Source organism: Halomonas koreensis (genome assembly GCF_031451675.1).
Taxonomy (GTDB): domain Bacteria; phylum Pseudomonadota; class Gammaproteobacteria; order Pseudomonadales; family Halomonadaceae; genus Halomonas; species Halomonas koreensis.
Map to the genome: position 1 here is coordinate 194,962 of NZ_JARWAK010000002.1, position 23,938 is coordinate 218,899.

At 71.8% G+C, this 23,938-nt stretch carries 20 protein-coding genes; 9 read left to right on the plus strand and 11 right to left on the minus strand.

The genetic code is table 11. The features are described from left to right. Positions 1-3: 3 nt before the first annotated feature. Together ybgF and QC818_RS03075 are read left to right on the plus strand one after the other, a co-directional pair. Complete coding sequence (gene ybgF, locus QC818_RS03070) at positions 4-786, plus strand: tol-pal system protein YbgF (protein ID WP_309651374.1); 783 nt, start codon at positions 4-6, stop codon at positions 784-786. A 16-nt stretch (positions 787-802) separates the two neighbouring features. After that, the gene (locus QC818_RS03075; RefSeq protein WP_309651375.1) at positions 803-1,576 is read left to right on the plus strand and encodes a YciK family oxidoreductase; all 774 of its coding nucleotides are present in this window, start codon (positions 803-805) and stop codon (positions 1,574-1,576) included. A gap of 79 nt (positions 1,577-1,655) precedes the next feature. Here the strand turns inward: QC818_RS03075 and QC818_RS03080 are convergent, their stop codons facing one another. Further along, positions 1,656-2,324 (minus strand): HAD-IA family hydrolase, encoded by a 669-nt coding sequence (locus QC818_RS03080; protein WP_309651376.1) that lies wholly within the window; start codon positions 2,322-2,324, stop codon positions 1,656-1,658. Beyond that, the gene (ubiG, locus tag QC818_RS03085; RefSeq protein ID WP_309651377.1) at positions 2,321-3,046 is read right to left on the minus strand and encodes a bifunctional 2-polyprenyl-6-hydroxyphenol methylase/3-demethylubiquinol 3-O-methyltransferase UbiG; all 726 of its coding nucleotides are present in this window, start codon (positions 3,044-3,046) and stop codon (positions 2,321-2,323) included. Before ubiG ends, QC818_RS03080 begins: the two co-directional genes overlap by 4 nt. 138 nt (positions 3,047-3,184) lie before the next feature. Here ubiG and galU point away from each other — a divergent pair, with 138 nt between their 5' ends. Next, positions 3,185-4,075 carry a UTP--glucose-1-phosphate uridylyltransferase GalU gene (galU, locus tag QC818_RS03090; protein WP_309651378.1) on the plus strand — a complete coding sequence of 297 codons (891 nt, stop codon included), beginning with the start codon at positions 3,185-3,187 and terminating at the stop codon, positions 4,073-4,075. Positions 4,076-4,078: 3 nt separating this feature from the next. Continuing rightward, positions 4,079-5,371: a nucleotide sugar dehydrogenase gene (locus QC818_RS03095; RefSeq protein WP_309651379.1), complete on the plus strand. Its 1,293-nt coding sequence runs from the start codon at positions 4,079-4,081 to the stop codon at positions 5,369-5,371. Positions 5,372-5,624: 253 nt separating this feature from the next. Here QC818_RS03095 and QC818_RS03100 read toward each other — a convergent pair whose 3' ends face one another. Further along, entirely contained in the window at positions 5,625-6,203 is a 579-nt protein-coding gene (locus QC818_RS03100; RefSeq protein WP_309651380.1) for a superoxide dismutase, read from the minus strand. 263 nt (positions 6,204-6,466) lie between these two features. On the opposite strand from QC818_RS03100, the gene QC818_RS03105 reads away from it, so the two are divergent. Genes QC818_RS03105 through msrA form a run of 4 tightly spaced genes read left to right on the plus strand, consistent with a single transcriptional unit; the run spans position 6,467 to position 13,756 of the window. Further along, positions 6,467-7,228 carry a hypothetical protein gene (locus QC818_RS03105; protein WP_309651381.1) on the plus strand — a complete coding sequence of 254 codons (762 nt, stop codon included), beginning with the start codon at positions 6,467-6,469 and terminating at the stop codon, positions 7,226-7,228. Positions 7,229-7,245: 17 nt separating this feature from the next. Further along, positions 7,246-9,105 carry an autotransporter assembly complex protein TamA gene (tamA, locus tag QC818_RS03110; RefSeq protein ID WP_309651382.1) on the plus strand — a complete coding sequence of 620 codons (1,860 nt, stop codon included), beginning with the start codon at positions 7,246-7,248 and terminating at the stop codon, positions 9,103-9,105. A gap of 11 nt (positions 9,106-9,116) precedes the next feature. After that, entirely contained in the window at positions 9,117-13,118 is a 4,002-nt protein-coding gene (gene tamB, locus QC818_RS03115) for an autotransporter assembly complex protein TamB (protein ID WP_309651383.1), read from the plus strand. A gap of 23 nt (positions 13,119-13,141) precedes the next feature. Further along, positions 13,142-13,756: a peptide-methionine (S)-S-oxide reductase MsrA gene (msrA, locus tag QC818_RS03120; protein WP_309651384.1), complete on the plus strand. Its 615-nt coding sequence runs from the start codon at positions 13,142-13,144 to the stop codon at positions 13,754-13,756. Positions 13,757-13,765: 9 nt separating this feature from the next. Here the strand turns inward: msrA and QC818_RS03125 are convergent, their stop codons facing one another. From QC818_RS03125 to can, 8 genes are all read right to left on the minus strand, one after another. Beyond that, positions 13,766-14,791, minus strand: coding sequence for a hydrolase (locus QC818_RS03125; RefSeq protein ID WP_309651385.1), 1,026 nt, complete (start codon positions 14,789-14,791; stop codon positions 13,766-13,768). Beyond that, on the minus strand, positions 14,788-15,708 hold the full coding sequence (locus QC818_RS03130) for a LysR family transcriptional regulator (RefSeq protein ID WP_309651386.1): 921 nt from the start codon (positions 15,706-15,708) through the stop codon (positions 14,788-14,790). Before QC818_RS03130 ends, QC818_RS03125 begins: the two co-directional genes overlap by 4 nt. A 112-nt stretch (positions 15,709-15,820) precedes the next feature. Next, entirely contained in the window at positions 15,821-16,864 is a 1,044-nt protein-coding gene (locus tag QC818_RS03135; RefSeq protein ID WP_309651387.1) for an ABC transporter ATP-binding protein, read from the minus strand. Further along, positions 16,861-17,883, minus strand: a complete 1,023-nt coding sequence (locus QC818_RS03140; protein WP_309651388.1) for an ABC transporter ATP-binding protein — start codon at positions 17,881-17,883, stop codon at positions 16,861-16,863. The genes QC818_RS03135 and QC818_RS03140 overlap by 4 nt, the downstream gene beginning before the upstream one ends. A 15-nt stretch (positions 17,884-17,898) precedes the next feature. Then, on the minus strand, positions 17,899-18,855 hold the full coding sequence (locus tag QC818_RS03145; RefSeq protein ID WP_309651389.1) for an ABC transporter permease: 957 nt from the start codon (positions 18,853-18,855) through the stop codon (positions 17,899-17,901). After that, positions 18,852-19,898, minus strand: a complete 1,047-nt coding sequence (locus QC818_RS03150; protein WP_309651390.1) for an ABC transporter permease — start codon at positions 19,896-19,898, stop codon at positions 18,852-18,854. The genes QC818_RS03145 and QC818_RS03150 overlap by 4 nt, the downstream gene beginning before the upstream one ends. 101 nt (positions 19,899-19,999) lie before the next feature. Beyond that, the gene (locus tag QC818_RS03155; protein ID WP_309651391.1) at positions 20,000-21,574 is read right to left on the minus strand and encodes an ABC transporter substrate-binding protein; all 1,575 of its coding nucleotides are present in this window, start codon (positions 21,572-21,574) and stop codon (positions 20,000-20,002) included. Positions 21,575-21,751: 177 nt separating this feature from the next. Further along, entirely contained in the window at positions 21,752-22,393 is a 642-nt protein-coding gene (can, locus tag QC818_RS03160) for a carbonate dehydratase (protein WP_374710048.1), read from the minus strand. Positions 22,394-22,553: 160 nt separating this feature from the next. Here can and gorA point away from each other — a divergent pair, with 160 nt between their 5' ends. Beyond that, positions 22,554-23,915: a glutathione-disulfide reductase gene (gene gorA / locus QC818_RS03165; protein WP_309651393.1), complete on the plus strand. Its 1,362-nt coding sequence runs from the start codon at positions 22,554-22,556 to the stop codon at positions 23,913-23,915. Positions 23,916-23,938: the final 23 nt, after the last annotated feature.

Consider the following 23,938-nt stretch of genomic DNA (forward strand, 5'->3'; position numbering starts at 1 on the left):
GCGATGAGACCCCGTCTCGCCGCATGGGCGCTGGCCGGCGCCCTGGGCCTGGGCGCGTTGCCCGCCCAGGCCCAGCAGCCGGTGGTGGAGGACCTCTCCGCCGGCGCCGGCAGCTTCTACGACCAGGCCGCCACCCGCGAGGAGGCCGGCGGCAGCCTGGTGCTCTTCAACCAGCTGCAGCGCCACCAGGAGGAGATCCGCCGCCTGCGCGGCGAGGTCGAGGAGCTGCGCCACCAGCTCGAGCAGCTGAGGCGCCAGACCCGTCAGCAGTACCTGGACCTGGACCAGCGCCTGGCGGCCGCCGGCCCGGCGAGCGCCGACGAGACGGCCCAGGCCGGCGAGGACGTCCCCGCCGGCGAGCCGTCCGACGCCGCCTCGGCGCCCGGCGAGTCGGCCCCGGCCGACGCCGGTGAGGCGCGCTCGGCCTACCAGGCGGCCTTCGCCAAGGTGCAGGCTCGGGAGTTCGAGGCCGCCACCGAGGCCTTCGAGGCCTTCGTGGGCGACTATCCGGCCAGCCCGCTGGCCGCCAACGCCCACTACTGGCTCGGCGAGCTGCATGCCGCGGGCGAGGCCGCCGAGGCCGCCGAGGCCGCCTTCCGTCACGTCCTCGAGGACTACCCCGACAGCAACAAGGTCCCCGACGCCCTCTACAAGCTGGGCCTGCTCAAGGCCCGCCAGGGCGAGACCGAGGCCAGCCGCGAGCTGCTCGAGCGGGTTCGCGACGACTATCCCGACAGCAGCGCGGCGAACCTCGCCGCCGACTTCCTGCGCCAGTCGGGCAACTGATCCCTGAGGAGCCGCGATGAGCCGCTTGATCGACTACCGACCTCCCGAGGCCCTGCTCGCGGGCCGCGTGATCCTGGTGACCGGGGCCGGCGACGGCATCGGTCGCACCGCCGCCCTGAGCTATGCCCGGCACGGCGCCACCGTCATCCTGCTGGGGCGCACCATCGCCAAGCTGGAGGCGGTCTACGACGAGATCGAGGCCGAGGGGCTGCCCCAGCCGGCGATCTTCCCGCTGAACTTCGAGGGCGCCACCCTCAAGGACTTCCACGACATGGCCGAGACCCTGGACAAGGAGTTCGGCCGGCTCGACGGCCTGCTGCACAACGCCGGGCTGCTCGGGCGCATCACCCCCTTCGAGCAGTACAACCCGGAGCTCTGGGAGCAGGTGATGCAGGTCAACGTCAACGGGCCGATCTGGATGACCCAGGCGCTGCTGCCGCTGCTCCAGGCCTCGCCGGACGCCTCGGTGATCTTCACCTCGTCCTCGGTGGGCCGCCGCGGCCGCGCCTACTGGGGCGCCTACGCGGTGTCCAAGGCGGCCACCGAAGGCTTCGTCCAGGTGCTGGCCGACGAGGTGGATCACCTGGGCAGCCTGCGGGTGAACAGCCTCAATCCCGGCGCCACCCGCACCGCCATGCGCAAGGCCGCCTACCCGGCGGAGGATCCCATGGCCCTGCGCGGCCCCGAGGACATCATGCCCGGCTACCTGTGGCTGATGGGCCCGGACAGCCGCGGCCACAACGGCGAGCAGTTCGACGCCCAGCCGCCCCGGGCGAGCGGCGAGGAGTAAGGCGTGAGGCGTAAAGGCGTAAGGAAGGCGTTGCGGGCTAAACGCGACGAGTGACACTCCTCCCGCAGCCCGCAGCCGTTCAGGACGCCCGCAGGGCCTGGCGGAGCGCCTCGGCGGTGGCGAAGCGGCGATCGGCGGGCCAGTCCCGGTAGTCGTCCTCCTCGACGATATAGCCGTAGCCCACCGCCACGGCCGGCATCGCCGCGGCCCGGGCCGCCTCCATGTCGCGCCGGTGATCGCCGATGTACCAGCAGCGCGGCGCCGGCACGCCGAGCCGCCGGGCGGCCTCCAGCAGCGGGGCCGGATCCGGCTTCTTCACCGGCAGGTCGTCGGCGCACAGCAGCGCCCCCGGGGCCAGGCCCAACGCCTCCACCAGCGGCGCCGCGTAGGCCCGCGGCTTGTTGGTGACGATGCCCCAGGGGCGACCCTCCCGCTCCCAGTCGGCGAGCAGGCCATCCAGCGGCGGGAAGACCCGGCTATCCACCGCCACCGCCTCGCCGTAGGCGGCCAGCAGGAAGGCCCGGGCCGCGTCATGCTCGGGATGCTCGCGCGCCAGGCCGAGCGCCAGGCTGACCAGGGCGCTGCCGCCGTTGGAGACCTGGGCGCGGATCGCCGGATAGGGCAGGGGAGGCAGCCCGTGATGGGCGCGCAGGGCATTGGTGGCCCGAGCCAGGTCCGGGGCGGTGTCCACCAGGGTACCGTCCAGGTCGAACAGCAGTGCCTCCGGGGCGGGCAGCGACTCGCTCACGACGCCTCCCGCCGGCAGTGCATCAGGTAGTTGACCGAGACATCGGTGGCCGAGAGCCGGTAGCGCCGGGTCAGCGGCTGGTAGGTCAGCCCGCTCTGCTCGCGGACCGACAGGCCGGCCTCGCGGCACCAGGCGGCCAGTTCCGAGGGGCGGATGAACTTGGCGTAGTCGTGGGTGCCCCGGGGCAGCATGCGCAGCAGGTACTCGGCGCCCACCACCGCCAGGGCGTAGGCCTTGGGGTGGCGGTTCAGGGTGGAGAAGAACACCTGCCCCCCGGGGCGAACCAGCCGGGCGCAGGCGCGCACCACCGAGGCCGGGTCCGGCACGTGCTCGAGCATCTCCAGGCAGGTGACGATGTCGAACTCGCCGGCATGCGCCTCGGCCATGTCCTCCACACTGATGCAGCGATAGTTGACCCGCGCGCCGCTCGCCTCGGCGTGCAGCCGGGCCACGGCCAGCGGCGCCTCGCCCAGGTCGATCCCGGTGACCTCGGCGCCGCGATGGGCCATGGCCTCGGCGAGGATGCCGCCGCCGCAGCCGACGTCGAGCACGCGATGGCCGGCCAGCCCCGAACGGGCATCGATGAAGTCGAGGCGCAGCGGGTTGATGTCGTGCAGCGGCTTGAATTCGCCCTCGGGGTCCCACCAGCGGTCGGCCAGGGCCTCGAACTTGGCGATCTCCGCCCGGTCGACGTTGCCCGCTTGCGACTGGCTTGCCGTCATCTGTCGTCTCCGTTGGTTCGCCGGCCCGCCCCCGTGGCAGACGCGGCCTGGTTCGGTATCATGCGCATTCTACTCCTTCCCGCCGCGCCGGCCCATGCCCGCGGCCGGGGACACACGTGACACCACAGGGACCGCACCATGATCCGCAAGGCCGTACTGCCCGTCGCCGGCTTCGGCACCCGCTGCCTGCCCGCCTCCAAGGCGATTCCCAAGGAAATGATCACCATCGTCGATCGCCCGGTGATCCAGTATGTGGTGCAGGAAGCCGTCGAGGCCGGCATTCGCGATATCGTGCTGGTCACCCACGGCAGCAAGGTCGCCATCGAGAACCACTTCGACAAGCACTTTGAGCTGGAGGCCAGCCTGGAGGCCAAGGGCAAGCACGAGCTGCTCGAGGAGCTGCGCTCGATCGTCCCGGACGACGTCAACATCATCAGCGTGCGCCAGTCCGAGCCCCTGGGGCTGGGCCACGCCGTGCTCTGCGCCCGGCCGGTGATCGGCGACGACGAGCCCTTCGCGGTGCTGCTGCCCGACGTGCTGGTCGACGACGCCGGTCTCGAGCGCAACGACCTGGCCGGCATGATCGAGGCCTTCGAGGCCACCGGGCGCAGCCAGCTGATGGTCGAGGAAGTCCCCCACGAGCTGGTCCACAAGTACGGCATCGTCGACCCCGAGGGGGCACCCCCGGTGGCGGGGCAGGCCGCGCCCCTGGCCGGCGTGGTGGAGAAGCCGGCCGTGGAGGCCGCGCCCTCCGACCTGGCGGTGATCGGCCGCTACCTGCTACCCGGGGCGATCTTCCCGCTGCTCGCCGAGACGCCCCCCGGGGCCGGTGACGAGATCCAGCTCACCGACGCCATCGAGGCCCTCCGGCGGGAGGCCGGCGTGGACGCCTGGCGGATGCGCGGTCGCACCTACGACTGCGGCCACCAGCTCGGCTACCTGGAGGCGATCCTCGCCTACGGCCGCCGCCATGCCCGCTACGGCGAGGGCTTCCGCTCGCTGCTGTCCCGCTACGCCGGCGAGGCCTGAGCCATGCGGGTCCTGGTGCACGGCAGCGAGCTGGCGGCGGCCACGGCGGCGGCGGCCCTGGCCTGGGTGGGCCATCGGGTGGTGTGGTGGCCGCACGCCAGCGCCGACCGCGACGCCCTGACGGCCAGCGGCTGGGTCAACCGCGAGCCTCAGCTGATGGCGCGCCTCGAGGAGGGCAGGGCCCAGGGCCACCTGAGGGTGCTCGGCCCGGGCGAGGCGCCGGACGGCGACGCGGCCTTCGAGGTGCTGTGGCTGGCCCTGTCCCCGGAGCAGCGCGAGGATGCCGGGCATGCCGTGAGCGGGCTGTCCGCCTGCCTGGCCGCCGATGCCGTGCTGGTCAACAACTCGACCTTCCCGGTGGGCGAGACCGAGCGGCTCGCCGAGCGCCTGGGCAACGGGCGTCGCGCCGTGGCCCTCGCCGACCTGCTCGAGGAGGGGCGCGCCTGGGAGGCCTTCACCCGTCCCGGCCGCTGGCTGCTGGGCTGCGACGACGCCGCCGCCGAGCGCCGCGTGCGCGAGCTGCTGCGTGCCTTCAACCGCCGCCAGGAGGTGTTCCAGCGCATGCCGCGCCGCGCCGCGGAGCTCACCAAGCTGGCCATCAACGGCATGCTGGCCACGCGCATCAGCTACATGAACGAGATCGCCGGCCTCGCCGACACCCTGGGCGTGGACGTGGAGCACGTGCGCCGGGGCATGGGCGCGGATACCCGGATCGGCTACGAGTACCTCTATCCGGGCTGCGGCTTCGGCGGGCCCAGTTTCTCCCGGGACCTGATGCGCCTGGCCGACGTCCAGTCCGCCAGCGGCCGCCACTCGGCATTGCTCGACCAGGTGCTCGACATCAACGAGCAGAAGAAGGAGACGCTGTTCCGCAAGCTGTGGGCCCACTACCACGGCCGCCTGGAGGGGCGGACCGTGGCGATCTGGGGCGCCGCCTTCAAGCCGGGCACGGCGCGCATCGACCATGCCCCGGTGCTGACGCTGCTGCGGGCGCTCTGGGCTCAGGGGGTGCGGGTGCGGCTGCACGACCCGGCCGCGGTGCCCGCGCTGCGCGAGCGGCTGGGCGACCACCCGCTGCTGGAGCTGTTCGAGGGCGATCCCGACCAGGCCCTGGAGGGCGCCGACGCGCTGATGCTGGTCACCGAGTGGAAGGCCTACTGGAATCCCGACTGGCCGCGCCTGGCGTCGGCGCTGGCGGGGCGGCTGCTGCTCGACGGCCGCAACATCTACGACCCGGCCCATGTCGCCGGCATGGGGCTGCACTATCGGGGCATCGGCCGTCGCGCCGATCCCTGAGTCGGCGCGATTGGCGGCTGCGCTGGACGCCCACAGGGAGGAATGAAGGGCGCCGGTTGGTCGGGAGCGCAGCTGGCGATCCAGGCCGCCGGCGGTGCCGGTCCGACCGGAATCCCCATGTCCCGGGCTGCACGCCGGTTCTTGCGCTCCGGCGGCGATCGGCCCATCCCCGCCCGCGACCTAGATGATGGCCTGAAACGAGAACGGCCCCGCCGGAAGGCGGGGCCGTTCTCGTTCGCGCGTCCGGGTCGGATCAGGCGAAGTTCTGGGCGACGAAGTCCCAGTTCAGCACCTTCCAGACGTTCTCGAGGTACTTGGGACGAGCGTTGCGATAGTCGATGTAGTAGGCGTGCTCCCACACGTCGATGGTCAGCAGCGGGGTCTGGCCATGGGCGACCGGGGTGTCGGCGTTGCTGGTGTTGACGATGTCCACGCCGCCGTCGTCGGTCTTGATCAGCCAGGTCCAGCCGGAGCCGAAGTTGCCCGCGGCCTGGGCGTTGAAGGTCTCCTTGAACTTCTCGAAGGAGCCGAACTTGGCGTTGATGGCCTCGGCCAGGGCACCGGTGGGCTCGCCGCCGCCGTTCGGGGACAGGCAGTGCCAATAGAAGGTGTGGTTCCACACCTGGGCCGCCTGGTTGAAGAGGCCGCCGGAGGAGGACTTGATGATCTCCTCCAGGGACTTGTTGGCGTCCTCGGTGCCGTCGGTCAGCTCGTTGAGCTTGTTGACGTAGGTCTGGTGGTGCTTGCCGTAGTGATACTCCAGGGTCTCGGCGGAGATGTGCGGCTCCAGGGCGTTCTTCTCGTACGGCAGTGCGGGCAGTTCGAATGCCATCTCGGTTCTCCTCGTCGTCAGTGTCGTCGGGTCGGCGACCCATGGTGTGGCAGTGCGCGAGGGGAGTGCAAGGTCTGGTGCGGCACCGATCGGCCGCGCCCCGTTCGCTCCCTCGACAAAAAACCGTACACTATCAGGATGCTGTACCAGTCAGGTCACGGCATCATATCACCCGCTTCCGGGTCCGCCAATTCCGATCGCGGCACTCGGACTTGCGGGTATTCGGTGCTGGAAGCCGCCACGCAGAGAGCAAGGAGATCGCCATGGCAGAGCGCCCGGAAGACCGCCGGCCCCCCCGACCGATCGTGCCGGACCCGGAGGCCAGCCTGGCCGGACATCACCGGCCGCCTTCCGCACCGCGCCCGCGCCTCTGGCCCCTGTGGCTGCTGGTCGGGCTGCTTGGCGCCTCGCTGGCGGGCCTGGCCACCGCTGGCTGGCTCGAGCGCCAGCGCCTCGAAGAACGCCTGGCGCGCCTGGACGGCGAGATCTCCAACCTGCATGCCCGCTTCGAGGCCCAGTCCGGCCGCGGCGAGGCGCTGTCGACGCTGCGCGAGCGCCTCGAGACACTGGACGACGCGCTGGCTTCCCGCCTGGACGAGCGGCTGTCGCCCCTGACGGCGACCCAGGACGCCCAGGCCCGGCGAATCGCGGCCCTGGCGGAGGACGCCGAGGTACGCGACGCCACCCTGAGCGCCGTCCGCGAGTCCATGACGGCCCTGGAGGCCACCGACCGCGAGGGCCGCGTCGCCCTGGACGAGCGGCTGGCCGCGCTGGAGACCGCCCGGGAGACCCTGGCCGGCCGCCTCGAGGGGCTCGCCGAGCGCCTGGAGACCCGGCTGGAGGCGGCCGCGGCCGCGCGGGGCGATATCGCCGACGACGTTGAAGGTCTGCGCGAAGCGGGCGATGCTGAGACCCAGCGGCTGGCGGCACTGGACGAGCGCCTCGCCTCGATGCGCGCCGAGGTGCGCGAGCTGCGCCAGGCGCAGCTCGCCATGAGCGCCCGCCTCGAAGCCCTGCAGCCATGACAGGACGTCACCCCGGCATGCCCAAGCGCCTTTCCCTTCCATGCCTCGCCGCGGCGCTGCTGACCGTCGGCCTGGCCGGCCCCGCCCGGGCCCTCGACGCCGAGATCGAGGGCCTCGAGGGCGAGCCCGCCGATAACGTCGTCACCTACCTGGACGGCCTGGACGCCTCCCGCTACGGCCCCGAGCGCCTGGCCCACGAGGTCCGGCGCCTGGCCCGGGAGGCGCTGCGGGTCTACGGCTACTACGATCCCGCGCTGAGGCTGCGCTTCGACGACCCCGACGCGCCCTCCGAGGTCGTCCTGGCCGTGGAGGCGGGGGAGCCGGTGCGCATCGAACGACTCGACCTGGGGCTCGCCGGCGAGGCCGCCGAGGACGCTCCCTTCCGGGAGGCCATCGCGGCCTACCCCCAGCGGGAGGGCGACATCCTGCGCCATGCCCCCTTCGACGCCCTGCGCGGCCGCCTCGCCGGGCTCGCCCTGGAGCGCGGCTACTTCGACTGGCGCTTCACCGAGCGGCGCCTGGAGGTGCGGCCCTGGGCCCACAGCGCCCGGCTCTCGCTGGGCCTGGACAGCGGGCCCCGGCACCGCTTCGGCGACATCCGCTTCCACGGCCAGCACATCGAGCCGGCCCGGCTGGCGGCCCTGGCGCCCTTCGAGACGGGGGAACCGTACCTGGCCTCGCGGGTGGCCACCTACAACCAGCGGCTGGGCCAGACCGAATGGTTCGGCTCGGTCAGCGTGCGACCGCGCCTCGACGCCGGACCCGGCGAACTGGCCCTGCCGCCGCCGCGGCTCGGCTTCTGGAACGCCCTGGCGATCCCCGACCGGCCGCCGACCCCGCCCCCGGCGCCGCGGCTCTCCGCCGGGGCGATCGCCGCGGCCGCCGAGCTGACGGCCGCCGATCCCCCCGCGGTGCCCATCGAGGTCAGGGTGACCCCCGCCGATCGCCACCAGTTCGAGACCGGCCTGGGCTTCGCCACCGATGTCGGCCCCCGGGCCCGGCTGTCCTGGGATCAGCCCTGGATCAACCGCTACGGCCACAGCCTGGATCACGACCTCTACGTCTCGGGGCCGGAGCAGCAGTTCAGCGGCGTCTACGAGATGCCCCTGGCGAATCCGCGGCGTGACAGCTACCGGCTGCAGTACGGCCTGCGCAACAAGGACAGCGAGGACACCCGGGCCCTGGAGGCCAGCGTCGAGTTCGGCCGCCGCTGGCGGTTCGACAACGCCTGGGAGCAGCTGATCTACGTACGCGGCACCTACGAGGACTTCACCCAGGCCGACGAGGACAACCAGGTGGTGCTGCTGTACCCCGGCGTGCGCTGGACCCGCACCCGCTCGCGTAACCCCACCTTTCCCACCTGGGGAGACCGCCAGCGCATCGACCTGCAATACGCCAGCGAGGCCTGGGGCTCGTCCGCCGAGTTCCTGCGCCTCGATGCCGACACCCAGTGGATCCGCACCCTGGGCGAGGCCAATCGCTTCGTCGGGCGGCTGGGGCTGGGCAGCGTGGTCACCGACGACTTCGAGGACGTGCCGCCCTCGCTGCGCTTCTTCACCGGCGGCGACAACAGCGTTCGCGGCTATGGCTACGAGTCCCTCGCCCCGGAAGACGCGGAGGGCCAGCTGATCGGCGGCGAGCAGCGCCTGGTGGCCAGCGTCGAGGCCCAGCGCCGGCTGGTCGGCAAGTGGTGGCTGGCGGGCTTCGTCGACACCGGCGACGCCTTCACCGACTGGTGGCCCGAGGCGCTGAACACCGGGGTCGGCCTGGGGGTCCGCTGGATCTCGCCGGTCGGCCCGATCCGCCTGGACGTCGCCCATCCCCTGGATCACGACGACGCCTTCCGCCTCCACTTCGCCATCGGCCCCGAGTTCTGAGCATCGTCATCATGCACATCCGTCGCCTGATCGGGCCGCTGGCCCGCCTGCTGATCTTCCTGCCGCTGTGGTGCCTGGGGCTGCTGCTGCTGGTCCTGGGCCTGGCCCTCTCGCCCTGGGGCACCGGCCTGCTGGTCGACCAGGCTCAGCGCCTGGGCCTGGTCGAGGTCGACAGCGTCGAGGGCGCCCCCCTGGACGCGCTGTCCATGACCGGGCTGCGCCTCGACGCCGGGCCCGCGCGCATCGCGGTGGCGCGCCTGGAACTGGCCTGGGCCGAGGACTGCCTGCTCGACGGCCGCCTGTGCCTGGATCGCCTGGCGGTGGAGGGCGCACGGATTCGCCTCGCCCCCGGCCAGGGTCCCGCCGAGGCGGCGCCCGACGAGCGCGCCGAGGGCGCGCCGCCGGGCCAGTTCCGGCTGCCTTTCCCGGTCGCCCTGCGCGAGCTGCGGCTGGACGACGTCGAGGTGCGCCTCGCCGACGGCACCCGCCTGCGCTGGGCGCACTTCGAAAGCGGCTTCGATGCCGCGGGCGACACCCTGACCGTGTCGCCGACCCGGCTCGCCGGGCTGCGCCTGACCCTGCCGCTCTCGCCGGGCCAGCGGCTGGCCCTGAGCGAGGCCGAGCGCCTCGAGCCGGTGCTCGCCGCCGCCGCGATCGATGCCGCTTTGGCGGTGCGCTCGCCGCTGCCGGCCAGCGTCGCGCCGGCCGCCGCGGGCGTGCGTGATCCCCGGGACCGCGATGGCGGCAGCGAGACGCCCGAGCGGCTGACGCTGCCCGAAATCACCCTGCCGCTGGCGGTGGAGGTCCCGAGCCTGACCCTCGAGGACGCCGCCCTGGAGGGGCCCCAGGCCTACGTCATCGACCGCCTCGACCTCAGCGTCAGCGCCCGCGGCCAGCGGATCGCCATCCGCCCCCTCGCGGTGGCCTCGCGGGAGGCCGACGCCGAGCTCGAGGCGGCCATCACCCTGAGCGGCGACTACCCCCTCGACGCGCAGCTGGGCGCCGACTTCTACCTGCCCGACCGCCTGCCGGCCCTGGCCGGCCAGCGCCTGGAACTGGCGCTGACCGGCAGCCTGGCCGATCTCCAGGCGACCCTCTCCGCCACCGGCCCGGTGGAGGCCGAGCTGGCCGCCCGGGTCGACGCCCTGGATCCGGCGCTACCGTTCTCCGCCCGTCTGGAGAGTCCCGGCGTCCAATGGCCACTGCCCGGCGCGCCCACGGCGGACGAGACGGCGGAGGAGGGCGACACACCCCCCTGGCGCGTCGAGGACCTGGCGCTGCGGGCCGAGGGGCGGCTCAGTGACTACCGAGTCGAGCTGGCCCTGGCCGCCCAGGGGCCGTCCCTGCCGCGCACCGGCCTCGAGCTGAGCGGGCGGGGCAACCTGCAAGGCTTCACCTGGGCGCCGCTGCGCCTGGCCCCGCCCACCGGCACGCTGGCCAGCGAGGGCCGCATCGACTGGTCCGAGGCGCTGTCGGTCTCGGCACGGCTGGACGCCGACGGCGTCGATCCCGAGCCCTTCGTCGAGGGCCTCGCCGGCCATCTGGACGGCGAGGCCGAGCTGGCCTTCGCCCGGACCGCCGACGGCTGGCGGCTGGGCGTGCCGGCCCTGACGATGACGGGGGAGCTGGCCGACCAGCCCTTCGCGCTGGAGGGCCGGCTCGCCGGCGACCATGCCATGAACTGGGAGATCGCCACTCTGCGCCTGCGCCAGGGCGATAACCGGCTGGAGGCCCAGGGCCGGGTGGCGCCGCGCACCCTGGACCTGGACGCCCGGCTCGACATGCCGCGCCTGGACAGCCTCTACCCGGGCCTCGCCGGGGCGCTGTCCGGCGACATCCGGGCCGCCGGCAGCTTCGCCAGCCCCGAGCTGACGCTGGCCCTGGACGGCGAGTCGCTGGCCTTCGCCGACAGCCGGCTCGACCGGCTGCGCCTGGCGGGCGAGGTCGCCGGCCTCGACGACCCGAGGCTGGACCTGGACCTGTCCGCCGCCGGTGTCGCGGCCGGCGGACAGACGCTCGAGGCGATCGACCTGGCCCTTAACGGCCGCCTCTCCGAGCACCGCCTGACTCTCGAGGTGGCGGGGGCGCCGGAGGGGCCGCTGGCATCCCTGGACCTGGCCCTGGCGGGCGGGCTCGACGACGCCCGCAGGCGCTACCGCGGCCGCCTGACGCCATTCGACGCCGAATCCGCCTACGGCCGGCTGGGCCTCGACCAGGCGCTGGCCTTCGAGGCCGACCTGGACGCCGGCGAGGTGGCGGTCCAGCCCTTCTGCCTGGTGCGTGACGAGGGCGGCCGGCTGTGCCTGACCCGCCCCCTGGCGGCCTCGCCGGAGCGAGGCCGGGCCGAGCTGGCGATCCGCGAGCTGCCCATGGACCTGGCCAGCGACGCCATGCCGCCGGGCTGGCGCATCGACGGCGACAGCGAGGGCCGCCTGGCGGCCGAGTGGTCCGACGGCGGCGGCGCCTGGCAGGCCACGGCGACGCTGGACAGCCGCCTCGAGATCGCCGGCGAGGACGCCTACGGCGAGCCCTGGTCGGTGCCCGGCACCGGGCTCAGCGTCGACCTGCGCGCCGACCAGGCCCGCGCCGACCTCGCCCTGGGCCTGAGCTTCGCCGACCAGGGGGCCCTGACCCTCGACCTGGGCATCGAGGACCCCCTGGGCGCCGGCCGCCTCGGCGGACGGCTCGAGGCGGATCGCATGCGGCTCGCGCCCTATCGCCCGCTGGTCGCCGACCTGGACACCCTGGAAGGCGCCCTCGACGGCGACATCGGCATCGGCGGCACCCGCGAGCGGCCGCGTCTCGACGGACGCCTGGAGCTCGCGGATCTCGAGGCGGCGGGGCTCGGCCTGCCGCTGACGGTGGCCGACGGTCGCCTGGCGCTCGCGCTGAGCGGCGATCGCGCCGACATCAGCGGCTATCTGGCCGGCGAGCAGGGCCGGCTGGATGTCCGCGGCGATGCCCGCTGGCCCTCGGCGACCGCCTGGCGCGCCGCCATCGACCTGGAGGGCCGCGACAGCCCCCTCGAGGCCTCGCTGCCGGGCTTCGGTCAGCTGCGCCTGGCGCCGGACCTGGCGATCCAGGCCAGCCCCGAACGCCTGCGGGTGCGCGGCGAGGTGGGCATCCCCTGGGCCCGCCTGGAGGTCGGCCAAGTGCCGGCCTCGGCGGTCTCGCCGAGCCCCGACGAGGTGATCGTCACCCGCGAGCAGGCCGAGGCCGCGGCCCGCCGCGCCTCCGGCGAGCAGGGGCCGTCCACCGCGGCGGCGCTGCAGGAGGCGGGCATGGCCCTGGACGTGCGGGTCGACCTGCGCCTGGGGCCCGACATGCGGCTGGCGGCCTATGGCCTGAAGACCGAACTGGCCGGCCGGCTGGAGGTGCGTCAGGCCGACGGCCCCGTCCAGCTGTTCGGCAACGTCAACCTGGAGGACGGGCGCTTCCGCGCCTTCGGCCAGGACCTGATCATCCGCGAGGGCATCCTCTACTTCAGCGGCCCGCCCGGCCAGCCGCTGCTGGACTTCGAGGCCATCCGCAACCCGGACAGCACCCAGGACGGCGTCATCGCCGGCCTGCGGGTCACCGGGCCCGCGGCGGGGCCCAGCCTGGAGATCTTCTCCGAGCCGGCGATGGACGAGGCCCGCGCCCTGTCCTACGTGCTGCGCGGCCGGGCCCCGGACGACAGCGGCGGCGCCGACGGCGCCCTGACCTCGGCGCTGATCGGCGTGACCCTGGGGCAGGCCGGCGGCGCCGTGGGCGCCATCGGCGAGGCCTTCGGCGTCCAGGACCTGACCCTGGACACCGCCGGCAGCGGCGAGGACAGCCAGGTGGTGGTGACCGGGAACCTGACCGACCGCTTGAGCGTCGGCTATGGGGTAGGGGTCTTCTCGCCCATCGCCGAACTGAGCCTGCGCTACAAGCTGTGGCGCAACCTCTACCTGGAGGCCGTCTCGGGCGCCTCCCAGGCGGTGGACCTGATCTACACCTTCAGCCTGCCGGGCCGCCCGCCCGCGCCCTGAACCACACCACGGAGGATCACGCGATGCCCATCCAACCCGATGCGGCCCCCGAGGGCCGCGACACCCCCATGGCCATCAGCGGCCGCCACGCGGTCACCGACCGGGCCATGACGCCGCCCTGGCCCGAGGGCATGGCGGAGATCGTGCTCGGGCTGGGCTGCTTCTGGGGCGCCGAGCGCCTGTTCTGGCAGCTGCCCGGCGTGCATGTCACCGCCGTGGGCTACGCCGGCGGCGTGACGCCCCACCCGACCTATCGGGAGACCTGCACCGGCCGCACCGGCCATGCCGAGGTGGTGCGGGTGGTCTACGACCCCGAGACCGTCGATCTCGAGACGCTGCTGCGCCACTTCTGGGAGGCCCACGATCCCACCCAGGGCGATCGCCAGGGCAACGACATCGGCCCCCAGTACCGCTCCATCATCCTGGTCACCGACGAGGCCCAGCGCGAGGCCGCCGAGCGCAGCCGGGCCGCCTACGGCGAGGCCCTGGCCCGGGCCGGCCGGGGACCGATCACCACCGAGATCGCGCCCCTGGAGGCCTTCTACTACGCCGAGGAGTACCACCAGCAGTACCTGCACAAGAACCCCGGCGGCTACTGCGGGCTCAAGGGCACCGGCGTCGGCTGCCCGATCGGCTGACGCCCGGGGTCAGTCGCCGGAGGGGCTGACCCGCCGCGGGTCGGGCACCAGGGTCGTGCGCCAGCCGTCGAGCTGCGCCGCGACCCGGCGGGCGAGCCAGCTGGCGAAGCGGCCGTCGCGGCGCTCCACGAAGCCCACATGGCCGCCATGCCGGGCGGTCTCCAGGCGAATGCCGACGCCAAGCTCGAGATCGTCGAACAAGCCTGGCGGCATAAAGGGATCGTCGTCGGCGTGCAGCACGAGGGTCGGGGTGGTGATCTCGGCGAGCCGCGGGCCCGCCGAGGCCCGGCGATAGTAGTCCGCCGCGTCCCGGAAGCCGTGCAGCGGGGCGGTCACCGCGTCGTCGTAGTCGCGCAGGGTCGAGAGCCGGGCCAGCCGCGACGGGGTGAGCGCCAGCGGCAGCTCCCCGGCGGCCAGCCGCGGTGCCACCTTGGCCTTGAGGGCTCCCAGCAGGTGGCGCTGATAGAGGCGCGCGACGCCATGCGTCAGGGTGTCGGCGCAGGCGGCCAGGTCCACCGGCGGGGCGATGGCGATGGCCCCGACCAGGCTCAGGGCGTCGTCGGCGTCCTCGGCGATCAGCTTGAGCAGCATGTTGGCGCCCAGCGATACGCCGCAGGCCACCCGGGGCGCCCGGGGATAGCGGCGCGCCAGCCGGGTCAGCAGCCAGTGGGCATCGGCGGTGTCGCCGCTGTGATAGGCCCGGGGACGCCGGTTGGGCCGCCGTCCGCAGCCTCGGAAGTGCATCAGCAGCGCGCGATAGCCACGCTCGCGGGCGGCGGCCAGCAGGTGGCGCGCGTAGGGCGAGTCCACCGACCCCTCGAGGCCGTGGAACAGCACGAAGAGCGGGGCGGCCGGATCCGCCGGGGCCGGCTCGACCCAGGCCAGCTCGACGACGTCGCCGTCGGGTAGCGGCAGTTCCTCGCGGCTCAGCGACAGCGATGGCCCGGGCAGCAGGCGGGGCAGCAGGGTCTGGACATGGCGGTTGGCCAGGCCCGACGGCGGCCGGAAGGCCGCCGCATGACGCCCGGGGATCATGCCCCGGCCGCCGCCGGGTCGGCCAGCCGCGCCCAGAGCGCCTCCACCGCCGGGTGCGGATTGCGGCGATGCCGGTGCAGGCGGATCTCCATCGGCACCTCCCAGCGGCGCCCGCCGGCGGGCACCAGCTCGCCCGCCTCGAGCGCGGCGCGCACCGAACGGGCGGGCAGCCAGCCCAGGCCGTAGCCCAGCGCCACCAGCTCGTGGATGTTGCCGCTGTGCACGCTCTCGTTGAGCACGCTGAAGGTCGGCATCTCGCCGAGGGCCTCCAGGTGGGCGCGGATGCTCTGATCGATCAGTCCCCGCGGGTGATAGGCGATCAGCGGCAGGGGCGCCTTGCCCGCGCCCTCCAGGGAGAAGCGCGGCCGGCCCCGGCCATCCGGCAGCGATACCGGCACCAGCCGCTCCTCGCCGAGGCGGAGGATGTCGAGCCCCTCGGTCGCGAAGCCGAGCGGGGCGCTGGCGGCGGGCCAGTAGCACAGGGCCAGGTCGCACTCCTGGCGCCCCAGGGCCTCGAAGAAGTCCTCCACCAGCCAGGCGGTCGCCCGCAGGTAGGGCGTGATCGGCGGCGCCGGCGCCAGGCTCTCCAGCCACTCCGGCAGGAAGTTGGCCAGCAGGCTCTGGGGCGCGGCCAGGCGGATGCGGTTGGCGTCGGCCTCGGCCAGCTGACCGAGGCGCTCGCGGGTGGTGGCGATCCGCCGAGTCACGTCCTGGCACAGGGCCAGGAACTCCTCGCCCGCCGGCGTCAGCGACAGCGGCAGGGTCTGGCGGTTGATCAAGGTGGCGCCCATTTCCTCCTCGAGCAGCTTGATGCGCCGCGAGAAGGTCGGCTGGGTGACGTTCTGGGCCTCCGCCGCCCGGGAGAAATGGCGCGTGCGCGCCAGGGCGATGAAGTCGTCCAGCCAGCGTAGTTCCATAGATGTCCCTCATGCCGGACGGCCGGGGCCGATGAGGCCATTATGCCGACCTCATCGGGGCCCCGGCCAGCCGCCCGTGGCGCCCGCCGCTCGGGCAGGCGCCGCGGCGGGCTCAGATCCGGCCCTCCTCCACGCCGTGACAGGCCACCTGGCCGCCCTCGTCGGTGGCGATCAGCGTCGGCACCTCCTCCCGGCAGCGCGCGTTGGCGTGCGGGCAGCGGCCATGGAAGACGCAGCCCGAGGGCAGGTTCACCGGGGTGGGCACCTCGCCCTGCAGGCGCAGGTGCTGGGGACGGTCGTCCTCGAGCCGCGGGATGGCGGACATCAGCGCCTGGGTGTAGGGGTGGCGGGGGGTGGCGAACAGGGTCGCCGTGGGCGCCACCTCGCAGACCCGCCCCAGGTACATCACCGCCACCCGGGTGCCGAAGTGTTCGACCACCGCCAGGTCGTGGGTGATGAACAGGTAGGTGAGGTTGCGCTGTTGCTGGGCCTCCATCAGCAGGTTCAGCACCTGGGCCTGGATCGACACGTCCAGCGCCGAGATCGGCTCGTCGGCGACGATGAACTCCGGGTCCACGGCCAGCGCCCGGGCGATGGCGATCCGCTGCCGCTGGCCGCCGGAGAACTCGTGGCCGTAGCGCGCCCCCCAGTCCGGGGCGATGCCCACCGAGGTCATCACCTCGGCGACCTTGTCCTTGACCCGCTGGGCCGGCCAGTCCGGATGGTGCAGCCGGATCGGCTCCTCCAGGGTCTGCTGGATGGTCATGCGCGGGTTCAGCGACGCATAGGGGTTCTGGAAGATCATCTGCATGCGCCGGCGATAGGGCAGCAGCTCCTTGGTGGAGCGGTCGTCGATGCGCTCGCCGTCGTAGTGGATCTCGCCGCCGCTGGGGCTGATCAGGCCCATCACGGTGCGCGCCACCGTGGACTTGCCGCAGCCGGACTCGCCGACCACGCACAGCGCCTCGCCGCGCCGGATGTCCAGGTCGACGCCGTTGATGGCATGCACGTGCTCCTGCTCGCGGACCAGCTTGCCGCCCTTGAACTTGAGCTGCTCCAGGAAGTCGCCGGACAGCGAGAAGCGCTTCTCCAGGCCGCGCAGCGACAGCAGCGGCTCGGCCTGCTCCGGCGCGGTAGATGTGGCGGTCGAACTCATGAGTCTTGCTCCTCGGCCGGAATGCGTTCGCGTTCGATCATCTCGGCGACCATGTGGCAGGCCGCCTGGCAGTTGCCGGAGGTCACGAAGCCGGGGACCTCGTCATGGCAAGCCTGGCGCGGCGAGCCGTCGGGGCGGGTCACGAAGCCGCAGCGCGGATGGAAGGCGCAGCCGCTGGGCAGGTTGTCCAGCGACGGCATGCTGCCGGGGATCTGGTTGAGCCGCTCGCCGGGGGTGGCCATCTGGGGCAGGGCGTTGATCAGCCCCTGGGTATAGGGGTGCTGGGGATCGTTGATGATCTCCCGGGTCGGCCCCTGCTCGATGACCCGGCCGGCGTACATCACCAGCATGCGCTGGGTGACCTGGCTGACCACGCCCAGGTCGTGGGTGATCAGGATCAGGCCGACGTTGTGCTCCTCGCACAGCTCCAGCAACAGTGCCATGATCTCCGCCTGGATGGTCACGTCCAGGGCCGTGGTCGGCTCGTCGGCGATGATGATGTCCGGGTCGAGCAGCAACGCGATGGCGATGATCACCCGTTGGCGCATGCCGCCGGACAGCTCGTGGGGGTACTGGTCGAGCCGCGCCTCGGGGGAGGGGATCTGCACCTGCTGCAGCTTGCGCAGGGCGATCGCCCGGGCGTCGCGGGTCGTGATGCGGCGGTGGGCCTTGAGGCACTCGACCATCTGCTCGCCGATGGTCAGCACCGGATTGAGGGTCATCATCGGGTCCTGGAAGATCATCGAGATGCGATGCCCGCGGATCTTGCGCAGGGCGCGGTCGCCCAGGCCGATGAGCTCCTGGCCGTCGAAGCGGATGCTGCCGCCGGCGATGTAGCCGGGCTTGGCGATCAGGTTGAGCAGGGTGAAGGCGGCCACCGACTTGCCGGCGCCGGACTCGCCGACGATCCCTAAGCGCTCGCCGCGATCCAGGCTGAAGCAGACGTCGCGCAGGGCCTTGACGTCGCCGCGGCGCAGGGCGAAGCGTACGTCGAGGTTGTTGACTTCGAGAAGTGACATGGGAACTCCTTGACCTCAGCCCTTGTAGAGCCGGGGGTTGAGGACATCGCGCAGCCAGTCGCCGAGCAGGTTGATGACCAGCACCAGCACCACCAGCACCAGGCCCGGGATCAGGGTGATCCACCAGGAGCCGGACTGGATGTAGTCGAAGCCGGACTTGATCAGCGAGCCCAGCGACGGCTGGGTCTCGGGCATGCCCAGGCCCAGGAAGGACAGCGCCGCCTCGGAGATGATGGCGTTGGCCACCTGCACGGTGGAGATGACGAAGATCGGCGACAGGGTGTTGGGCAGGATGTGCCGGAACATGATGCGCCGGCTGGGCAGGCCCATCACCCGGGCGGCGTCGACGTACTCCTTGCCCTTCTCGGCCAGCACCGAGGCGCGCACGGTGCGCGCGTACTGGGGCCACTCGGCCAGGCCGATGATCAGCACCAGCAGCGGCACCGCATAGGCGCTGAAGGTGGCGCCGCCGAAGATCGCCTTGAACAGGGCGCCGACCACGATCGCCACCATCAGGGTGGAGAAGGACAGCTGGATGTCGGCCAGGCGCATCAGGAAGGCGTCGACGCGCCCGCCCAGGTAGCCGGCCAGCAGGCCGAAGCACACCCCGAGGGTGGCCTGCATGGCCACCGCGCCGAAGCCGATGATCAGCGAGACCCGCAGGCCGTAGAGGATGGTCGACAGCAGGTCGCGGCCCTGGGCGTCGGTGCCCATGGTGTAGGCCGGGTCGCTGCCGTCGACCCAGAAGGGCGGCAGCTCCGAGGCCAGGATGTCGATCTGCGCCAGGTCGTAGGGGTTCATCGGCGCCAGCCAGGGGGCCAGCACGGCGCACGCCACCAGGGCGATGAACACCGCGAGACTGACCTGGGCGATCAGGTCGCGCTTGAAGCTGTAGAGCAGGTAGGAGTCGCGCAGGCGCTCCCAGCGGCTCGCCGTGGGCGAGCTCGCGACGGAGGAGGTATCGGTGGTCATGCGGGCTTTCCTGTCAGCTTGACGGTCGGGTTGACCAGGCCGTAGATCAGGTCGACCAGGGTGTTGGTGATCACGAAGATCAGCCCCACGATCATCAGGTAGGTGACGATCAGCGGAATGTCGGAGCGCTCGATGGCGTCGAGGAACATCAATCCCATGCCGGGCCACTGGAACACCGTCTCGGTGAGGATGGTGTAGGCGACCAGGGTGCCGATCTGCACCCCGCCCACGGTGATCACCGGCAGCATGGTGTTCTTCAGGGCGTGCAGGAAGTAGATGCGACGCGGCGAGATGCCCTTGGCCCGGGCGAACTTGACGTAGTCGGACTGCAGCACCTCGAGCATCTCGGCGCGGATCAGGCGGATGAACAGCGGCAGCATGATCGAGGCCAGCGAGATGGCCGGCAGCACCAGGTAGGTCAGCCCCTCCAGGGAGGCGAAGTTGGTCTCCCAGGTGCCGAAGACGGGCACCGGGTCTCCGCGGCCGTAGGCCGGCATGCCACCCTCGGTGGTCAGGAGGTCATTGAGCCAGGCGCCCCAGCCGGTGTCGGCGGGGAAGGGCGACCAGGACACGCCGATGGCGAACAGCTGGATCAGCACGATGGCGGTGAGGAACACCGGGATGGAGATGCCGATGATCGACACCCCCATGAAGAACCGCGACAGCCAGGCGCGCGGCTTGATGGCGCTGTAGACCCCGATGGGGATCGACAGGGCGATGATCAGGAAGGTCGAGGCGGCGACCAGCTCCAGGGTGGCGGGCAGGTGGCGCAGGATGACGTCGGTGGTCGGCTCGTTGAAGACGTAGGAGTAACCGAAGTCGAACTGCACCGCGTTGGCGGCGAAGCGCAGGTACTGGACCGCGAAGGGGTCGTTGAGGCCGAGCTCCTCGCGCAGGGCCTCGCGCTCGCTCTCCGGCACCGACTGGCCGACCATCTGCTGGATGGGGTCGCCCAGGTTGTCCTGGATGGCGAAGGCGATCACGCTGATGACGAACATCACCAGCAGCGCATGGAAGAGGCGCTTGATCAGAAAGGCGATCATGGGTGGCGTCCCGTGTGCAGCACAGGGCGGCACGCTCGTCCCGAGCGTGCCACCGGGTCAGGGTGGGAAGACTCGCCGGCCAGGCCGCCGGCGAGAAGGGGTCACTCTTCGGTCATGACCAGGTCCCCGAGGTAGGGGAAGTTCATCACGTTGAGGACCGGCTCGATGTCGACGTGGTCGGCGGAGGCCCAGGCCAGGTCCTGCCAGTGCAGCGGGATGAAGGCCGCCTCGTCGTACAGGGTCTGTTCGACTTGCTGGAGCATCTCGGCCCGCGCCTCGCGGTCGACCTCCAGGTTGGCCTCGGCCACCAGGGCGTCGAGTTCCGGGTTGCAGTAGTTGCCGGCGTTGTACTGGCCGGCCCCGGTGTCGGCGTCCGGGCACTGGGTGAGGTACTCGTGGAAGTTCGCCGAGTCCTCGGTGTCGGCGTGCCAGCCGATCATCATCATGTCGGCGACGCGATCGTCGTACTCGCCCCAGTACTGGGCCTTGGGCAGGGTCTTGAGATCCACGGTCACGTTGATGCGCGCCAGCATGGCGGCCACCGCCTGGGCGATCTTGGCGTCGTTCACGTAGCGGTTGTTGGGCGCCATCATGGTGATCTCGAAGCCGTCTTCAAAGCCGGCCTCGGCCATCAGCTGCTGGGCCCGCTCGATGTCGTAGCGCGGCTCGAGGCTCTCCACGTGGCCGGCATAGCCCTCCGGCGAGAACTGGGCGGCCGGGGTGGCGAAGCCCTTCATCAGCCGGTCGGCGATGCCTTCCTGGTTGATGGCGTAGGCGAAGGCCTGGCGCACGCGCGGGTCCTGGAAGGCCTCGACGCGTTCCTGGTTCATGTGGAAGAGGATGATCCGGGTGCCGGACATGGTGACCAGCTGGGTGTCCTCGTCGTTGCGGATGCGCTCCAGGTCGTTGGGCGGCACCGGGGCGATGAAGTCGACGTCGCCGGACAGCAGGGCGGCCACGCGGGTGGCGTTCTCGCTGATCGGCGTCATGACGATCTCGTCGACGTTGCCCGGCGAGGCCTGGTCCCAGTAGTCGTCGTTGCGCTCGAAGGCGATGCGCACGCCCTGCTGACGCTCGGTGACCTCGAAGGGCCCGGTGCCGGACAGGTGGCGCGAGGCGTAGGAGTTGCCGTTCTTGACGATCTCGTCCTTGGGGTCCCCGTCGGCGTCCTCGCCGCTGTAGAACCGGCTGTCCATCGGGAAGATGTAGGTGGCCAAGTTGAGCAGCAGCGGGTAGGGCTTCTCGGTGGTGAACTCCACGGTGAGCTCGTCGACGGCGGTGACCGAGGCGATCGGCTCGAAGATCGCCTTGAAGTCCGGGCTGCGCTTGAGGCGCTCGACGGTCCACACCACGTCCTCGGCGGTGAAGGCGTTGCCGCTGTGGAACTCGACGCCCTCGCGCAGGCTCATGCGCATGGTGGTGTCGTCGACCTGCTCCCAGGCGGTAGCCAGGCGCGGCTCGAACTCGAGGTCCTGGGTCCAGCGCACCAGCGGGTCGAAGGTCATGTGGGAGAGCTGCAGGATGCCGCCGGAGAGCTGCTCGTGGATGTCGAGCGAGACCGGGTCGGCGTCATAGGCCATGCGCAGGGTGTTCTCGGCCTGGGCGGCCGGGGCGATGGCAGCGGTCGTCATGGCGGCGCCGATGGCGCTGGCCAGCAGAGTCTTCTTGATTGTCATGTGTCGTTCCATGCCGGATGGATTGTTGTGTGTCGTCGCCCGGGTTCCGCTCCGGGCGGCGAACGACCGTTTGTTCTGGTCCGGCCCTCAACATAGAGAGTTCGGCGGCAGGAAGACAATCGAAAATGTGACAGGCCTCATGCGCCCGGCGAATGAGGCCATCGGGCGGGCGGGGCGTCAGTCGTCGCCGGCGGGCGCCAGGCGGTCGATCCGGTAGAGGGTCGCGACCTGGTCCAGGCCTTCGACGCTGCAGTCGAGGTCGGTCACCCGGCCGTCGCTCAGGCCGTAGACCCAGCCGTGTACCGCCAGCGGCTGGCCGCGCTGCCAGGCGCGCTGGATGATCTTGGTGCGGCACAGGTTGTTGACCTGGGCCTGGACGTTGAGCTCGCACATGCGATCGACCTGGGCGTCCAGCGGCAGGTGCTCGAGGTCGCCGCGATGGCGACTGTAGAGCTCCCGCACCGAGTGCAGCCAGTAGTCGACGATGCCGCACTCGCCGCCGGTCACCGCGGCCTTGACGCCGCCGCAGCCGTAGTGGCCGACCACCATGATGTGCTTCACCTGCAGCACGTCGACGGCGAACTGGACCACCGAGAGGGCGTTCATGTCGTTGTGGTGCAGCAGGTTGGCCACGTTGCGGTGGACGAAGACCTCGCCGGGGGGCAGGTCGATGATCTGGTTGGCGGGCACCCGGGAATCGGAGCAGCCGATCCACAGGTAATCGGGGTTCTGCTGCTGCGACAGCCGGGCGAAGAAGTCGGGATCCTGACGCCGGACGCCGTCGGCCCAGTCGCGGTTGCGCTCCAGCAGCTGTTTCATCTCGGTTTTCATGGAAGGCTTCTCTGATGGTCGGGCCATGGGACGCCAAGCATTCTTTATTACCCGCATAGCCAGGGTCAATGGAGCGGCCCTCCCTGGCATCCGGCGCGACTGGTATGATCACGCCGATCCAGGACGATACCACCATCAGGAGAACACTGTGTCCGAGTTCGACTACGACCTCTTCGTCATCGGCGCCGGCTCCGGCGGCGTTCGCGCCGCCCGCACCGCCGCCGCCACCGGCGCCCGGGTCGCCGTGGCCGAGGACCGCTACCTGGGCGGCACCTGCGTCAACGTGGGCTGCGTGCCCAAGAAGCTGTATTCCTATGCCGCCCACTTCCACGAGGCCTTCGAGGACGCCGGCGGCTTCGGCTGGCAGCTGGCCGAGGCGCCGCGCTTCGACTGGGCCACCCTGCGCGACAACAAGATCGGCGAGATCAAGCGGCTCAACGGCATCTACGGCCGCCTGCTGGACAACGCCGGCGTGCGGCTGATCAACGGCCGCGCCAAGGTGCTGGATCGCCACCACGTCAGCGTCGACGGCGAGACCATCAGTGCCGAGAAGATCCTGGTGGCCGTGGGCGGCTGGCCCTGGGTGCCGGACTTCCCCGGCAAGGAGCACACCCTCGACTCCAACCGCGTCTTCGACCTCGACAGCTTCCCCGAGCGCTTCCTGGTGCTCGGCGGCGGCTACATCGCCGTGGAGTTCGCCAGCATCTTCAACGGCCTGGGCAGCGACACCCACCTGGTGTATCGCGGCGAGCTGTTCCTGCGCGGCTTCGACCGCGAGGTCCGCGAGTTCACCCGGGACGAGATGGCCAAGAAGGGCGTCAACCTGCACTTCGAGACCAACATCGAGGCCATCGAGAAGGTCGAGGGCGGCCTCAAGGTGACCCTGACCAGCGGCGAGACCCTCGAGGTGGACGCGGTGCTGGCCGCCACCGGCCGGCGCCCCAACCTGGCGGGGCTGGGGCTCGACCAGTTCGACATCGCCACCCACGACGACGGCACCCTGGCCGTCAACGAGCGCTTCGAGACCTCGGTGCCCTCGATCCTGGCGCTGGGCGACGTCACCGGCGGCCCCGAGCTGACCCCGGTGGCCCTGGAGGAGGCCATGAAGCTGGTCGAGCACCACTTCGGCGACACCACGCCCGAGCCGCTGGACTACGAGCGCATCGCCACCGCGGTGTTCTGCCATCCCAACATCGGCACAGTGGGGCTCTCCGAGGAGGCGGCCCGCGAGCGCTACGCGGCGATCCGCGTCTACAGCGCCGACTTCCGGCCAATGAAGCACACCCTGTCCGGCAGCGGCGAGCGTTGCCTGATGAAGCTGATCGTCGACGACGAGAGCGACGTGGTGGTGGGCGCGCACATGGTCGGCGAGGAGGCCGGCGAGGTGATCCAGGGCATCGCCATCGCGGTCCGCGCCGGCCTGACCAAGGCCCAGTTCGACCAGACCGTGGGCATCCATCCCACCGGCGCCGAGGAGTTCGTGACCATGCGCACGCCGTCTCGTCGCTGAGGGCCGCGACGCCTGTCATCCCG